Annotated in this window: 10 protein-coding genes; 6 read left to right on the forward strand and 4 right to left on the reverse strand. The window is 72.4% G+C overall.

Annotated elements, in window-relative coordinates; translation table 11 throughout:
- The first annotated feature begins 65 nt into the window (after nt 1–65).
- The 3 genes from ACFYSC_RS17270 to ACFYSC_RS17280 all read left to right on the forward strand — a co-directional run bounded on the left by ACFYSC_RS17270 (nt 66) and on the right by ACFYSC_RS17280 (nt 6,229).
- The gene (locus tag ACFYSC_RS17270) at nt 66–2,591 is read left to right on the forward strand and encodes a glycoside hydrolase family 9 protein (RefSeq protein ID WP_389962080.1); all 2,526 of its coding nucleotides are present in this window, start codon (nt 66–68) and stop codon (nt 2,589–2,591) included.
- A gap of 215 nt (nt 2,592–2,806) precedes the next feature.
- The gene (locus ACFYSC_RS17275) at nt 2,807–4,372 is read left to right on the forward strand and encodes a cellulase family glycosylhydrolase (RefSeq protein WP_389962082.1); all 1,566 of its coding nucleotides are present in this window, start codon (nt 2,807–2,809) and stop codon (nt 4,370–4,372) included.
- 213 nt (nt 4,373–4,585) lie between these two features.
- Nucleotides 4,586–6,229 carry an endo-1,4-beta-xylanase gene (locus ACFYSC_RS17280; RefSeq protein WP_389962084.1) on the forward strand — a complete coding sequence of 548 codons (1,644 nt, stop codon included), beginning with the start codon at nt 4,586–4,588 and terminating at the stop codon, nt 6,227–6,229.
- A gap of 76 nt (nt 6,230–6,305) precedes the next feature.
- Here ACFYSC_RS17280 and ACFYSC_RS17285 read toward each other — a convergent pair whose 3' ends face one another.
- The 3 genes from ACFYSC_RS17285 to ACFYSC_RS17295 all read right to left on the reverse strand — a co-directional run bounded on the left by ACFYSC_RS17285 (nt 6,306) and on the right by ACFYSC_RS17295 (nt 9,859).
- Nucleotides 6,306–7,649, reverse strand: coding sequence for an FAD-binding oxidoreductase (locus ACFYSC_RS17285; protein ID WP_389962086.1), 1,344 nt, complete (start codon nt 7,647–7,649; stop codon nt 6,306–6,308).
- Between the two features lie 222 nt (nt 7,650–7,871).
- Complete coding sequence (locus tag ACFYSC_RS17290) at nt 7,872–8,426, reverse strand: SGNH/GDSL hydrolase family protein (RefSeq protein ID WP_389962088.1); 555 nt, start codon at nt 8,424–8,426, stop codon at nt 7,872–7,874.
- Nucleotides 8,427–9,145: 719 nt separating this feature from the next.
- Nucleotides 9,146–9,859, reverse strand: a complete 714-nt coding sequence (locus tag ACFYSC_RS17295; protein WP_389962090.1) for a sulfotransferase family protein — start codon at nt 9,857–9,859, stop codon at nt 9,146–9,148.
- A gap of 268 nt (nt 9,860–10,127) precedes the next feature.
- Here ACFYSC_RS17295 and ACFYSC_RS17300 point away from each other — a divergent pair, with 268 nt between their 5' ends.
- Complete coding sequence (locus tag ACFYSC_RS17300) at nt 10,128–11,243, forward strand: hypothetical protein (protein ID WP_389962092.1); 1,116 nt, start codon at nt 10,128–10,130, stop codon at nt 11,241–11,243.
- A 46-nt stretch (nt 11,244–11,289) separates the two neighbouring features.
- Here ACFYSC_RS17300 and ACFYSC_RS17305 read toward each other — a convergent pair whose 3' ends face one another.
- Nucleotides 11,290–12,315 carry a neutral zinc metallopeptidase gene (locus ACFYSC_RS17305; RefSeq protein WP_389962094.1) on the reverse strand — a complete coding sequence of 342 codons (1,026 nt, stop codon included), beginning with the start codon at nt 12,313–12,315 and terminating at the stop codon, nt 11,290–11,292.
- 131 nt (nt 12,316–12,446) lie between these two features.
- Between ACFYSC_RS17305 and ACFYSC_RS17310 the strand changes: the two genes are divergently transcribed.
- Nucleotides 12,447–14,273: a DUF2207 domain-containing protein gene (locus tag ACFYSC_RS17310; protein ID WP_389962096.1), complete on the forward strand. Its 1,827-nt coding sequence runs from the start codon at nt 12,447–12,449 to the stop codon at nt 14,271–14,273.
- A 190-nt stretch (nt 14,274–14,463) separates the two neighbouring features.
- On the forward strand, nt 14,464–14,883 hold the full coding sequence (locus tag ACFYSC_RS17315) for a hypothetical protein (RefSeq protein ID WP_389962098.1): 420 nt from the start codon (nt 14,464–14,466) through the stop codon (nt 14,881–14,883).
- Nucleotides 14,884–14,928: the final 45 nt, after the last annotated feature.

Below are 14,928 nucleotides of genomic sequence, written 5' to 3' on the forward strand. Positions count from 1 at the left end.
GCCGGCCGGCCCGCGGCCCCGTCTCATCCGCAAGCACCGTCTCGTCTCCCGAGAGGCACCCCCCGATGAGGAAACACCTGGCGGCACTCGGCCTGGCGGCCGTGGTCGCCGCCCCGCTGCCCGCCGTGGTCCAGGCGGCGCCGGCGAGCGCCGCCCCGGCGTTCGCCTACGGCGACGCCCTGCAGAAGTCCATCTGGTTCTACGAGGCCCAGCAGTCCGGCAAGCTGCCGAGCTGGAACCGCGTCGGCTGGCGCGGCGACTCGGCCCTCAACGACGGCAAGGACGCCGGGCTCGACCTGACCGGCGGCTGGTACGACGCCGGCGACCACGTCAAGTTCGGCCTGCCCATGGCGGCCAGCACGACGATGCTGGCCTGGGGGGCGGTGGAGTACCGCGACGCCTACGACTCCTCCGGGCAGCTCACCCACCTGCTGAACAACCTGAAGTTCGTCAACGACTACTTCATCAAGGCCCACCCGTCGCCGAACGTGCTCTACGGGCAGGTCGGCAACGGCGGCAAGGACCACGCCTGGTGGGGTCCGGCCGAGGCGATGCAGATGGAGCGACCCGCCTACAAGATCGACGCCTCCTGCGGCGGATCCGACCTCGCCGGGGAGACCGCGGCCGCGATGGCCGCCTCCTCGATGGTCTTCCGCCCGACGAACCCGTCCTACGCCGACACGCTGCTGACGCACGCCAAGCAGCTGTACACCTTCGCCGACACCGTGCGGAAGAAGTACAGCGACTGCATCTCCGACGCCCAGGGCTACTACAACTCCTGGAGCGGCTACAACGACGAGCTGGTCTGGGGCGCCATCTGGCTGTACCGGGCCACCAAGGACGCCTCCTACCTCGCCAAGGCCGAGTCCTACTACGACAACCTCGGCACCGAGCCGCAGTCCACAACGAAGTCGTACAAGTGGACGATCGCCTGGGACGACAAGTCGTACGGCGCCTACGTGCTGCTGAACAAGCTGACCGGCAAGCAGCGCTACCTCGACGACGCCAACCGCTGGCTCGACTACTGGACGGTCGGCGTCAACGGCCAGCGGGTGAAGTACTCGCCGGGCGGCCAGGCCGTACTCGACCGGTGGGGGTCGCTGCGCTACGCCGCCAACACCTCGTTCGCGGCGCTGGTCCACGCCGACACGATCACCGACCCGACCCGCAAGGCGCGCTACCACGACTTCGCCAAGCGCCAGATCGACTACGCGCTCGGCGACAACCCGCGCAACTCCTCCTACGTGATCGGTTTCGGCAACAACCCGCCGAAGAACCCGCACCACCGCACCGCGCACGGCTCGTGGACCGACCAGATGACCAACCCGGTCGAGACCCGCCACACCCTGTACGGCGCGCTCGTCGGCGGCCCGCCCGACCCCGACGACGCCTACAGCGACAAGCGCGACGACTACGTGATGAACGAGGTCGCCACCGACTACAACGCCGGCTTCACCAGCGCGCTCGCCCGCCTGTACTCCGAGTACGGCGGAGCCCCGTCGGCCGGCTTCCCCAAGGCCGAGACGCCCGACGGCCCGGAGATGTTCGTGGAGGCCGGGGTGAACGCCTCCGGCACGACGTTCACCGAGATCAAGGCCATCGTCAGGAACCAGTCCGCCTGGCCGGCCCGCGTCCTGGACAACGGCTCGTTCCGCTACTACTTCACCCTCGACGGCGACACCACCGCGAGCCAGGTCACGGTCACCTCGGCCTACAACCAGTGCAAGGCGCCCACCGGGCCGACCCTGCTGTCGGGGAAGACCTACTACGTCACCGTGGACTGCTCGGGCACCTCGATCGCCCCGGCGGGCCAGTCGCAGCACCGGCGCGAGGTGCAGTTCCGCATCGCCAGCACCGGCACGTGGGACCCGTCCAACGACTGGTCGTACAAGAACATCCCGACCACCCCGGGCGCGACGCCGGTCCGCACGTCGAACATCACCCTGTACGCGGGGACGGCCAAGGTGTGGGGCGACCCGCCCGGTGACGAGCCGCCGCCGGTGCCGGACACGACCGCGCCGACCGCGCCCGGCAAGCCCGCCGTCTCCGCCGTCACCTCCTCCGGAGCGGCGCTGACCTGGACCGCCGCGACCGACAACGTCGGCGTCACCGGCTACGACGTCTACTCCGGCACCACCAAACTCGGCTCGGCCACGACCACCACCCTCACCCTCACCGGCCTGACCCCGAGCACCGCCTACACCGTCCACGTCATCGCCCGCGACGCCGCCGGGAACGCCTCCCCCGCGTCCGCCACCACGTCGTTCACCACGACGGCGCCCCCGGCCGGCGGCTGCACCGCCGCCTACAAGATCACCAGCTCCTGGGGCGGCGGCTTCCAGGCCGACGTGACGGTCAAGAACGAGGGCGCCTCGGCCATCAGCGGCTGGACCCTGAACTGGAAGTTCGCGAACGGCCAGACGATCACCCAGCTCTGGAACGGCTCCCACACCCAGAGCGGGGCGGACGTGACCGTCAGGAACATCTCCTGGAACGGCAACCTGGCGCCCGGCGCCACGGCCGCCTTCGGGTTCACCGGGACCCAGAACGGCACCAACGCGGTCCCCGCGGTCACCTGCACCGCGAACTGACCCCGTGAGCCCGCCGCGCGGTGAGTCCTTCCCGCACCGCGCGGCGGATCCACCCCTGACCGCCGTGCCCCGGTTCTCCCACTCTCGCCGCGGGCGCGGCCCCGGGCCCCCGGCCGGACGTGACGGACCCCTCCGTCCGGCCGGGCCCCTCTCCCCCGGCCCCTACGACACCCCCACCCTCGCACGACCTCCGGGTCATCCCGGAAGAGGCAGGTATGAGAATACGACTCGCATTCCTCGTCGCGCTCCTGGCATCGTTCTTCGTCTGGGCGCCCCCCGCCGCCCACGCCGCCACCGGGCTCCACGTGAGCGGCACCAAGATCCTTGAGGGGAACGGCACCCCGTTCGTCATGCGCGGCACCAGCCACGCGCACACCTGGTACCCGGCCCAGACCGGCTCCTTCGCCGGCATCAAGTCCCACGGCGCAAACACCGTCCGCGTGGTGCTGAGCGGCGGGCGCTGGACCCCCAACGCCGCCTCCGACGTGGCCAATGTCGTCTCGCTGTGCAAGCAGAACAAGCTGATCTGCGTGCTGGAGAACCACGACACCACCGGGTACGGCGAGCAGAGCGGCGCCTACACCCTCGACCAGGCCGTCGACTACTGGGTCAGTGTGAAGAGCGCGGTCACCGGCCAGGAGGACTACGTCGTCATCAACATCGGCAACGAGCCGTTCGGCAACACCGCCACCACCCCCGGCTGGACCCAGGCGACCTCCGCCGCGGTCAAGCGGATGCGGGATGCCGGGTTCCAGCACCTGCTCATGGTCGACGCCCCCAACTGGGGCCAGGACTGGAGCTTCACCATGCGCGACAACGCGGCGACCGTGTTCGCCGCCGACCCGCAGCGCAACACCGTCTTCTCCGTCCACATGTACGGCGTGTTCGACACCGCCTCCGAGGTCACCGACTACATGCAGCGCTTCCAGACGGCGAACCTGCCGTTGGTGATCAGTGAGTTCGGGTTCAACCACTCCGACGGCAACCCCGACGAGGACACGATCATGGCCCAGGCGCAGTCCCGGGGCCTCGGCTACCTCGGCTGGTCCTGGAGCGGCAACGGCGGCGGCGTCGAGTATCTCGACCAGGTCAACAACTTCAACTCCGCCAGCCTGACGAGCTGGGGCCAGCGCCTCTTCAACGGGGCCGACGGCATCGCGTCGACCTCCCGCGAGGCCACGATCTACGGCGGCCCGAACCCCGACCCCGACACCCAGAAGCCCGGCAAGCCCGGCAAGCCCGCGGTCTCCGGGATCACCTCCTCCGGCGCCACGCTGACCTGGACCGCCGCGACCGACAACGTCGGCGTCACCGGCTACGACGTCTACTCCGGCACCACGAAGCTCGGCTCGGCCACGACCACCACCCTCACCCTCACGGGTCTCTCCCCGAGCACCGCCTACACCGTCCACGTCGTCGCCCGCGACGCCGCCGGGAACGTCTCCGACGCCTCCGACAGCGCCTCGTTCACCACCCTGGCCGGGCAGGCGAGCGGCTGCACGCCCTCCTACAAGCTGGTCAACTCCTGGCAGGGCGGCTTCCAGGCCGAGATCACCCTCAAGTGCACGAGCGCCGTCACCTCCTGGAAGACCAGCCTGACCTACCCCTCCGGGGTCGGCGTCACCCAGGTCTGGAACGCCACGATGACCGCCGCCGGGTCCACCTACGCCTTCGCCAACGTCGGCTACAACGGCTCGGTCCCCACCGGCGGGTCGGTCACCTTCGGCTACATCGGCTCCTGGAACGGCACCGGCACCCCGCCCGCGCCCACCTTCCCCTGAAGGCTCTCAAACCCTTGAAGGTCCCTGACGGCCCCTCAAGGTCCCTGACGGCCCCCGGCGGTCCCTGACCACCGCCGACGGGCTCCCTCCGGAGAGGGGGTACGGCCCCGGCCGTACCCCCTCACCTCACGCCGATTCTGAAAGTTTCGGCGGCGTGCCACAAGTTTCCGATCCGCGGGTCCCGGACCCGTCTCCCCCCAGGAAGGAACACCCATGTCACGAACGCGCAGGGCGATCACAGCCGGAGCGATCGCCCTCCTGCCGATCGCCCCGGCCCTCGTCGCGGCCGTCGTCACGGCGTCCCCCGCCCACGCCTCACAGCCGCTGCGCGCGCACGCCGAGGCGCGCGGCAGGTTCATCGGCACGGCGGTGGCCACCGGCCAGCTGGCGAACGAGCCGTCCTACCGGACCATCGCGGCCACCGAGTTCAACCAGATCACGGCCGAGAACGCCATGAAGTGGGAGTCCACCGAGCCGAACCCGAACCAGTTCACCTTCTCCGGCGCGGACGCCGTCGTCGCCTTCGCCGAGCAGAACGGCCAGCAGGTGCACGGGCACACCCTGGTCTGGCACAGCCAGACACCGAGCTGGGTGGAGAACCTCGACGCCACCGGCATGCGCTCGGCGATGAACAACCACATCGCCAAGGTCGTCGGACGCTACGCCGACAACCCCGTCGTCAAGTCCTGGGACGTCGTGAACGAGGCGTTCAACGAGGACGGGACGATGCGCGACTCGTTCTGGTACCGGAAGCTCGGCAGCGGCTACATCGCCGACGCCTTCCGCGCCGCCCGCGCCGCCGACCCCGACGCCAAGCTGTGCATCAACGACTACAACGTCGAAGGCGTCAACTCCAAGAGCACCGGAATGTACAACCTGGTCAAGACACTGCGCGGGCAGGGCGTCCCGATCGACTGCGTCGGCTTCCAGGGCCACCTCTCCCTGCAGTACGGCTTCCCCGGCCAGGTCAAGGAGAACGTCCAGCGCTTCGCCGACCTCGGGGTCGACGTCCGGTTCACCGAGATCGACATCCGGATGAAGACCCCCCGCGACTCGTCCAAGGACGCCCAGCAGGCCACCTACTACCGCAACATCATGGACGCCTGCCTCGCGGTGAGCCGGTGCGTGGGGGTCACGATCTGGGGCTTCACCGACAAGTACTCCTGGGTGCCCGACACCTTCCCGGGGGAGGGCGCGGCCCTGCCGTACGACGAGAACTACGGCAGGAAGCCCGCCTACACCGCGATCCACGACGCGCTGGCCGCCGGCGGTCCCGACCCCTCCGACACCACGCCGCCGACCGCGCCGGGCACGCCGTCGGTGTCGTCCGTCACCTCCTCCGGAGCGGCGCTGACCTGGACCGCCGCGACCGACAACGTCGGCGTCACCGGCTACGACGTCTACTCCGGAACCACCAAACTCGGCTCGGCCACCGGAACCACCCTCACCCTCACGGGTCTCTCCCCGAGCACCGCCTACACCGTCCACGTCATCGCCCGCGACGCCGCGGGCAACACCTCCCCGGCGTCCGGAACGGTGGGCTTCACCACCCTGGCCGGCCAGGCGAGCGGCTGCACGCCCTCCTACAAGCTGGTCAACTCCTGGCAGGGCGGCTTCCAGGGCGAGATCACGATCAGGTGCACGAGCGCCGTCACCTCCTGGAAGACCACGCTGACCTACCCCTCCGGGGTCGGCGTCACCCAGGTCTGGAGCGCCAGGATGACCGCCGCCGGGTCCGCCTACACCTTCGCCAACGCCGACTGGAACGGCACGATCCCCGCCGGAGGCTCCACGACCTTCGGCTACATCGGCTCCTGGAACGGCACCGGCACCCCGCCCGTGCCCACCTTCTCCTGATGTCCCCCCGCTGAGCCCCGGCGCGGCCGCCACCGCCTCCCGCGGAGACGACCGCGCCGGGCGCGTTCTTCCGGCCTCAGCCCAGGACCGGGTGGTTGCTCCGGAACACCCCGCGCGGGTCGCGGGCCCGCTTGACGTCGCGGAGCCGGGCCAGGACGTCGTCCGGGAAGGCCGCCGCCGCCCGCTCCCCGCTCCCGAGATAGGTGAACGGCTTGCGCCCGCTGACGTACCGCCCGAGACGGGCCACGATGGCCTCCCGCCGGTCCGCCACCGCGGGCGCCAGCCCGGGATCCGGCACGACACCGATCAGGCCGAGGATGTACGGCTCGGCGAGGTGGCCGCAGGCGCCGCCGCCCTCGGCCGGGCGGGCCAGCGCCCCGCCCAGGTGGCGGAGCTGCACGACGGACAGCGGGGCGGTGGGCTCGGCCAGCAGCGCCCCGGCCACCGTGTCGTCCAGGGCGGTCAGCAGTTCCCCCCGGGAGAGGGTGGGCGACGGGGCGGTGGGCTCGGCGCAGACGCCGCCCAGCTCGGCCACCGGGAGCGTCCCCCGGCCGTCCATGATCGAACCGTCGATCTTGTCGAGGCGGCGCAGCAGCGCCTGGGCCTCACCCGCCTCACCTAGGAACGTGGTGTCCACGGTCACCACCGACCGGCCCCGCAGGAACTCCGGGAGCTCCGGGAGCGGCGGGAGGTTCAGCAGCTGGAACCACACGGTCAGTTCCTCGGGAGCGTCCCCGGTGATCTCCCGGAAGGCGGCCAGCACCTCGGGCGCCCGCTCGGCCGGCCACATGACGCGCCCGCCGTACAGGGCGGGCGCCGGGTGCAGGTCGAACTCGATGGCGGTGACCAGCGCGAAGTCCCCGCCGCCGCCGCGCAGCGCCCAGAACAGCTCGGCGTCGGAGTCGGCGGTCACGGTGCCCCGGCGGCCCTCGGCGTCGACGACCTCGAAGGCGCGGACGCCGTCGGCGGCGAAGCCGTACCTGCGGCTGAACCAGCTCAGGCCGCCGCCGAGGGTGTAGGCCACCACGTTGGGCGCGGGTGAGCTGCCCGCCAGACCGGTCAGGCCGTACGGGCTCGTCGCCGCCAGCACCTCGCCCCACGCCACGCCCGCCCCGACCCGGGCGGTGCGCCGCTCCGGCCGCACCTCCACGCCGCCGAGCCGCCGGGTACGCAGCAGGATCACCCCGTCCGTGTCACCGGACGCGCCGTGACCGCTCGGCTGGGCGGCCACCGACAGTCCCGCCCGGTGGGCGTGGGCGGCCAGCGCGGCCACATCGTCGGCGTCCTCCGCCTCCACCACGGCCCTGACCCGCTGGTCCACCGAGAGGTTCCACGCCTTCCCGGCCTGTTCGAACCCCTCGTCCCCGGCGACCAGCACCCGTCCTCTGATCGTGCGTCGCAGGTCGTCCCCGAATGTCATGATCTCTCCTCTTCTTTCGCGCCGCCCATCCTCACGGCGGCGACTTGCGGAGGAGCTGGGATCGGTTTGCACGCGGCTTGCGTCCTGGCCCGGCGGACCGGCCGCCCCCGCCCTCCGGACCCGCGGGTCCGGAGGGGCCAGGAGCCCAAGGGTCCGGGGTCCGGGGTCCGGGGTCCGGGGCCGGAGGATGGGGAGCGCGGCGGTCCGGCGTGTGCGGGGACGTCAGTAGACGTCCCGGCCGATCCCGTGCTCGCGAAGCGCGGCGACGAGCCAGTGGGCGAGGCGGACGTGGCCCTCGCGGGTGGGGTGGACCCCGTCGGGCAGCAGCGCGTCATCGCCCCAGCGCCGGTCGATCGGGTCCAGGAAGGGCGCCCGCTCCCCCGCGGCGACGGCCGCGACGGCGTCGCGCACCCCGTAGGCCCACGGGGGCGCCGGGGTCATCCAGATGGGGCCGACCACGGCGATCCTGGTGCCCGGCCAGCGGGCCCGGACCGTCTCCAGCAGGGCCCTGGCCGCCTGACCGGCCTGGTCACGGAAGGCCCCTCGATCGTTGTGCCCGCCGGAGACGATCAGCAGGTCGGGGGCCGGCCGCCAGGAGAGCTCCAGGACGAAGGAGTCGAAGAACGTGCGCCCCACCCTGCCGGGGTTGACGTAGCCCGTCCCGGGCGCCCCGGCGGTGACGAGCTGCCAGCCCAGCTCGCGGGCCGTCTCGGCGGCGTAGGTCTGCCACGGCTTCACCGGTCCGGAGCCGGCGGTGAAGCTGTCGCCGAGGATCATGACCAGCGGGGCCGCCGCCCGGCCGGGCCCGGGGCCGTCCCCCGGCCCCCTCTGTGTCCTCAGCGTTCCCGGTGTCCCCGGCGGTCCGACGGCCCGGTTTTCCCCGAGCGCACATCCCGAAATAAGACAGTAAATCCCGACAAGTAGGGCGAGTATCCATGCTCGGGGTCGTCCAGGCACGGGCCCGCGCATGCCACCTCGGGGGTCTCAGGGCTGCCGACAGGGGTGCCGGCGCGGACGCCGGCGGGAGTGCCGGTCCTGCGGGCGCGGCGGCTCGCGCTGCCCGGCGGGACCGTCATGAGCAGACCGGAATCCTAACCGGGGCCGGGAGCGCCGGTCCGCTGATCGGGGAATTCCCCGGCGCGGGCCCGGCCGCCGGGGCACCGGGCCGCCGGGCTCCGAGCCGCGGATGCCCGGGGGGACGATCTCCGGAGGGAGACCGCCTCCCGAGTCCCTTCCGTTCACCCACGCCTCACCTGATCTGCCGCTAGGGGTAGATTTTTGAAATATTGCAGGTTGGGCCTTGCCCAAGGGATCCTAAATAGGCAATATCTGGCATTACGGGCCCCCTACCCCAGCCTCGTGTCGTGGTCACCGCCACCCCGTAGTACCGGTAGGGCGGCCCGTCCAACTCCGCCCCGCCGGCGACGCGCCCGTCCGGTCCGCCCGCGCCGCTCCCCGGCCCGGCCCGCCGTACGCCCCGCGTTCCGGAGGCCGGTTCAGCCGCGGCGGCCTCCCCCGAAGGGGCTCTCGACCCTTCCCTCGGTCACCAGGCGTTCCATCATCCGCCGCATGGTGTCGGAGTCGTTCAGGTGCGGGAACGGCTCCCCCTCGGGGACGTCGACCTCCAGGAACCGGCACAGCGGCTCCCAGCCCTCGCGGACGTCGAAGACCAGCAGCCGGTCGGCGGGCAGGCTCTCCCGCACCGCGTTCACGTGGCGGTGGAACGCCGCCACGGCGATCTCCTCGCTCGGCAGTCCCTCCCCGAAACCCCAGCGCTCGCCGAAGACGGATCCCCCGATCATGTCCAGGACCGGGCGGAGCCTGGCCATCCCCTCGAACACGGCGACGGCCCTCTCCGGCATGCCCGGCGGCAGTTCCCTGCCGGGTCCGTTGGCGAGCAGGTTGCCCATGCTGTCGTACCAGCGGTGGGGGTCGCGCACGGTCAGGACGACCTTGGCGTCCGGATACGCCTCCGCCTGCTCGCGCCAGAAGAAGCTGGCCGGCCAGTCCTGGGTCGACCGATAGCCCTCGAACACCCGCTCCCAGTCCATCGGCTCGCCGGAGGCGGCGGGCAGCCACCGGTCGACGTGGTCCGGGTTCGAGAGGATCTCGAACATGTGGTAGCAGGGGCCGAACCCCAGCCGTTCCAGAGCGGCCTTCGTGGAACTGGTCCCGGTGCGCGGGAACCCCGCGCCGATCACCTTCAGCATGCCGTCCCTCGCATTCGACGATCTCCGTACTCGTCCCCCGGCGGCATGCCCGCCGCGTCGTCCGCCCACACCCGCCGGGTCCGCTCTGTCCCGGAACGGCCACCGCGCCGTACGGGGCCGCCGTCGAGCATCCGGTACGGCCGTCGCGCCGTACGAAGCCGTACAAAACGGTCGCCGCCTCAGGGAGGCACCGTACGGCATGGCCGCCCCACCGGCCGAGTACGGCGAAGCCCCGCCCGGCCGGGTGGAAACGCAGTAATGTCCCGCCATGCGCTCCTCATACGGATTCATCGGCGCCGTTTCCCTGACGTCGTCCGCCGCCCTCCTCACCGCGGGGATGACCGGCGCTCCCGCGACGGCGGCCGTGGATCGCGTCGCCTCCGGCGGAGCGCCCGCCGCCGCGGCACGCCTCGCCCCGGGCGACCCCGCAGGCCGGGTCCCCGTCCCCGCCGAGGCGCGCGCCGTGAACACCTCCCGCCCGACCCGGGTCGTGGGCAGGGGGACCCCGGCGAGCTGCACCTCCGAGGCCGTGGTCCGGGCGGTCGCCGCGGGCGGGATCATCACGTTCTCCTGCGGCCCGAAACCGGTGACGATCAGGATGAAGGCGACCTCGAAGGTGGTCAACACCAGCGCCCAGGTCGTCCTCGACGGCGGCGGAAAGGTCACCCTCAGCGGCGAGGGAAGACGGCGGATCCTCTACATGAACACCTGCGACAGGGCCCAGAAGTGGACCACGTCGCACTGCCAGGACCAGGAGACGCCCCGGCTGACCGTCCAGAACCTGACGTTCGCCGACGGCGACGCCACCGGGCAGCGGACCGACGGCGGAGGCGGCGGCGCGGTGTTCGTGCGCGGCGGCCGGTTCAAGGTCGTCGGCTCCTCCTTCGTCCGCAACCGCTGCGACACCACGGGACCCGACCTCGGCGGCGCGGCCATCAGGGTGCTCGACCAGTCGCGCGACCTGCCGGTCTACGTCGTCGGCAGCACCTTCACCGGCGGCGTGTGCTCCAACGGCGGCGCGCTGAGCAGCATCGGCGTCTCCTGGGTCGTCCTCAACAGCGTCATGAGCGGCAACCGGGCGGTCGGGAGAGGCGCCAACCCCGCGCGCGGCGGCACGCCCGGCGGCGGCAGCGGCGGAGCGATCTACAACGACGGCGACCGGTTCACCACCCGGATCGCGGGCTCGGTCATCCGGGACAACGCCGCCAACGAGGGCGGCGGGGCCGTGTTCTTCGTCAGCAACGACCGCACCGGCACCCTGACCGTCGAGCGGTCCACCCTGCGGGGCAACCGCAGCGCCCGGTTCGAGACCGAGGGCTACCCGGGTGTCTTCTTCCTCGGGTCGGGAAAGCCCCGGGTGGTCTCCTCCACGCTCGCCCGGTGAGGAACGATGAGGAACGGGGACGGTCCCGGAGGGGGCCGGCGACCGGTCAGCTGACCTGGGAGGCGGGGACGACCCAGGTGTTGCAGTAGCCGATCTTGGCGTACCGCCAGCCCTGGTGGATCCAGGCGGCGAAATGCTCGCCGCTGCCGTGGTCGCGCAGGCCCGCGCCGTTCTGGTCGTCGCCGCGGCCGTACTCCGACTCCAGCACCTCCTGCCAGCGTGAGCCGGTGATGGCGAGCGGGGTGCGGACGCTGCGGGCGAATACCCCGGCCAGGCACTGCGCCTGGAGCTCCGACCGGCGGCTGTAGGCGTTCTGGGCGGCCTTGGACCGGTTGGAGACCTCCCACCACCAGGCGCCGCCGATGCCCGCCATGGACTGCACGTGATGGCCGTACTCGTGGGCGAGGACCGTCAGGTAGGGCACGTGGTTCCCGGCCGGGTTCTGCCGGCCTGTCTGCTCGATCACGTGGCTCAGGCCGATGTACATGCCCCGGTTGGAGGGGCAGTAGTAGGCGGCGGCGTTCGGGGCGGGGTAGGTGCCGCAGGGGCCGCGGCCCGGACGGGACCAGTAGACCCGGCGGGGAGCCTGGAACACCGCCCCGGCCTGCGAGAACTTCCCCTCCCACGCCCGGTCCAGGCACGCGGTGACGGCGTTGAGGTAGGCGAGCATGTCCTGCGACCGGACCGAGGGGCGCGGGGCGCGGCAGGACGTGGGGAGCATCACGCCGGTGCCGTACAGGGGGTTGCGCTTGAGGCGGGCGGCGGTGTCGGCCCGCCGCATGGTGCGCAGGTCCACGACCGGGCGGCGGGCCGCGACCGGCGCGACGCGGGAGCCGGAGGCGGAGCCGAGGTTCAGCCGCTGCGGGGGCCGGAAGCTGGGCGGGGCGACCTCGGCGCCCTCGACCCGCTCGGGGACGGGGCTCTCGGTCGCCACGGGGCCCGACCCGGGGGCGGCCGGGGCCTCGGCGTCGTCCCCGCCCGCCAGACCGGCGACGACCACGACCGCGGTGAAGGCCGTGGCGAGGAGCCCGAGAACGCCGAAGGCCAGGGGGCTCGACCCGCGCGACCGCATGTGACCGCCTTCCCGACGAATGATCTCCGTCCGGCAATCTAGCGGATATCCCTATATAGACGTTTAAGGACTGAAAAATTGGTTATGGCCTGGCCGCCACGGATGGGCGGTTCTCGATAGGCTCCCGAGCCATGGCGGGATCTCTGATGCACCGAGCGGCGAGGGGCCTGGCCGTTGCCGCCACCCTCGCACTCACCCTGGGCGCCTCTCCGGCCCTCGCGACGGACACGGCGGGCGCGGCGGACCCGGCCCTCGCGACGGACGTGGCAGGCGCGGCGGCCGTACCGGCCGGACGGACCGCGGAGGCCGGGCGGGCAGCCCGGGCCGGACAGACCGGGCGGGCCGCGGTGACCGCGCCGCTCGCCGCACCCGGACGCGCCGCGCGGGGGACACTGAACGAGCGGAGCGCGCGCGACGGGAAGGTGACGAAGGACGCCGTCGAGCTCCAACTGCGGCCGGACGGCGTCCTGCACGTCAAGGAGACCCTGGAGTTCCAGGGGACCGGACCGACCCGCAAGCTGGTCACCCGGACCCGCTACGACGACGGCCACGACCGGATCTACCAGATCACCGGCCTGCGGGGCGGCACCCTGCAGGGCGACTCCCTCACCGTCACCGGCCGGAGCCCCGCCACGCTGGAGTACGACGTCAAGGGCGCGGTGACCCCGCTGGGCGACGCCCAGGAGCTGCGCTGGTACGCCGTGGGCGGCTGGCCGGTCCCGGTGGACCTGGCCACGGTGAAGGTGACCGGGCCCGCCCAGTTGCAGAGCCTGTCCTGCTTCGCGGGCGTGCTGACCTCCGCGATCGGCTGCACCGCCGCCTCCCCCGACCACACCGGGACCACCGCGGACTTCGAGCAGCAGGAGCTCGGGGCGAACGAGGTGCTGACCGTCGTCGTCGGCTACCCGGCGGGCGCCACCAAGGGCGCGCCGATCCTGGAGCGCCGCTTCGAGCTGTCCAACGCCTTCACGCTGGACGCCGTCACCGGCGGCGCGCTGGCGGGCCTGCTGGTCCTGCTGCTCGGCGGCATCGGCCTGCTCTACTGGACGCGGGGCCGCGACGCCCGCGTGGTCGGCCACGAGGCCGGCGCGCTCGACGCGGTGCAGAACGGCCACTTCGCCCCGCCGGACGGCGTGCGCCCCGGCCAGATCGGCACGCTCGTGGACGAGCAGGCCGACGTGGTCGACGTGACCGCCACCATCGTGGACCTGGCCGTCCGCGGCTACCTCCGCATCGACGAGCAGCCGCGCCAGACCTACGACGCCCCCGACTGGACGCTCGTGCGGCTGCCGGGCGCCCAGGTCGGCTCTCTCATGCCGTACGAGCGGGCGCTCTACGACGCGATCTTCGACGGCCGCGACGCGGTGCCGCTCTCCCAGCTCAAGGGAACGTTCGCGGCGAACCTCGGCAAGGTCCGCGACGCGCTCTACCGGGACGTGGTCACCCAGGGCTGGTTCGCGCGCCGCCCCGACACCGTCCGCACCCGCTGGACGACCGTCGGCGTGGTGCTCACCTTCGCCGGTGTGCTCGCCACCGTCGCGCTCGCCTGGTTCACCACGTACGGCGTGCTCGGCCTGGCCCTGATCATCGCGGGCGCGGCGCTGGCCGTGGGCGGGCAGTACATGCCGGCCAAGACCGCCAGGGGGTCCGCGGCCCTGGCCCACACCCTCGGCTTCCGGGAGTACCTCGCCCGGGGCGAGCTCGGCTCCGAGGTGCCCCCGGCGCAGCGGGTGGAGCTGTTCTCCCGCTACCTGCCGTACGCGGTGATCTTCGACAGCGTGGACCGCTGGGCCCGCGTGGTCTCCTCGGTCACCGGCAACGGGCAGCAGGCCGACAACCTGTACTGGTATCACGGCCCCGCCGAGTGGGACCTGTCGAAGTTCGCCGACTCGATGCGGACGTTCACCACGACGACGTCGGGTGCGATCTCCGCGACCCGGCAGCTCCGCTCCCTGTAGGCCGTTCCCGGGCGGCACCTCTCCCGGGCCATGCCTCTCCCGGAGCGTGCCGGGCGGACCGTGGACGGCCTCCCGTCAGGAGGACCGTGGGCGGCTCCTCGCCAAGAAAGGACAAATCGGGCGTGCGCCTCGCGGGCGGGGGAAGGACCACGGTCCCCCGCCCGTCTCACCGGCGATGGGAGGAGCCGCCATGAGGATCACCGCCCGACCGCACCAGCTTCCGGCCCGCGTCGCCGCCGGGCTCGTCATCCTGGAGTCCGGGCTGTCCATGGCCGCCGCGAACGACGAGCGCGCCCGGCAGACCCACGGCATGGCCGCCGGAACCTACCCGTTCCTCAAGGACCTGGACCCGCAGGAGTTCACCCGCTGGCTCGCCAGGTCGGAGATCGCCCTCGGCGCGGCGCTCCTGCTCCCCGTGGTGCCGTCGGTGTTGGCCGGCGCCGCCCTCGCGGCCTTCGCCGGCGGACTGATGGGCCTGTACCTGCGGACCCCGGGCCTGCGGCGGCAGGGCAGCCTGCGCCCCACCCCCGAGGGGCTCGGCATCGTCAAGGATGTCTGGCTGCTGGGCATCGGGACCAGCCTGGTGGCCGAGGAACTCCGCGAGAGCTGACCGCCCCGGCGGCGCGTGACCACCGGGGCGGCCTGATCGCGAGCG

The organism is Streptosporangium sp. NPDC004379, from assembly GCF_042873875.1.
Classification (GTDB): domain Bacteria; phylum Actinomycetota; class Actinomycetes; order Streptosporangiales; family Streptosporangiaceae; genus Streptosporangium.

Coding starts and splice junctions, on each gene's coding strand:
- ACFYSC_RS17295 (WP_389962090.1), bottom strand. CDS start 9,859: ATGCTGAAGGTGATCGGCGCGGGGTTCCCGCGCACCGGGACCAGTTCC.
- ACFYSC_RS17315 (WP_389962098.1), top strand. CDS start 14,464: ATGAGGATCACCGCCCGACCGCACCAGCTTCCGGCCCGCGTCGCCGCC.
- ACFYSC_RS17280 (WP_389962084.1), top strand. CDS start 4,586: ATGTCACGAACGCGCAGGGCGATCACAGCCGGAGCGATCGCCCTCCTG.
- ACFYSC_RS17275 (WP_389962082.1), top strand. CDS start 2,807: ATGAGAATACGACTCGCATTCCTCGTCGCGCTCCTGGCATCGTTCTTC.
- ACFYSC_RS17285 (WP_389962086.1), bottom strand. CDS start 7,649: ATGACATTCGGGGACGACCTGCGACGCACGATCAGAGGACGGGTGCTG.
- ACFYSC_RS17290 (WP_389962088.1), bottom strand. CDS start 8,426: ATGATCCTCGGCGACAGCTTCACCGCCGGCTCCGGACCGGTGAAGCCG.
- ACFYSC_RS17310 (WP_389962096.1), top strand. CDS start 12,447: ATGGCGGGATCTCTGATGCACCGAGCGGCGAGGGGCCTGGCCGTTGCC.
- ACFYSC_RS17300 (WP_389962092.1), top strand. CDS start 10,128: ATGCGCTCCTCATACGGATTCATCGGCGCCGTTTCCCTGACGTCGTCC.
- ACFYSC_RS17270 (WP_389962080.1), top strand. CDS start 66: ATGAGGAAACACCTGGCGGCACTCGGCCTGGCGGCCGTGGTCGCCGCC.
- ACFYSC_RS17305 (WP_389962094.1), bottom strand. CDS start 12,315: ATGCGGTCGCGCGGGTCGAGCCCCCTGGCCTTCGGCGTTCTCGGGCTC.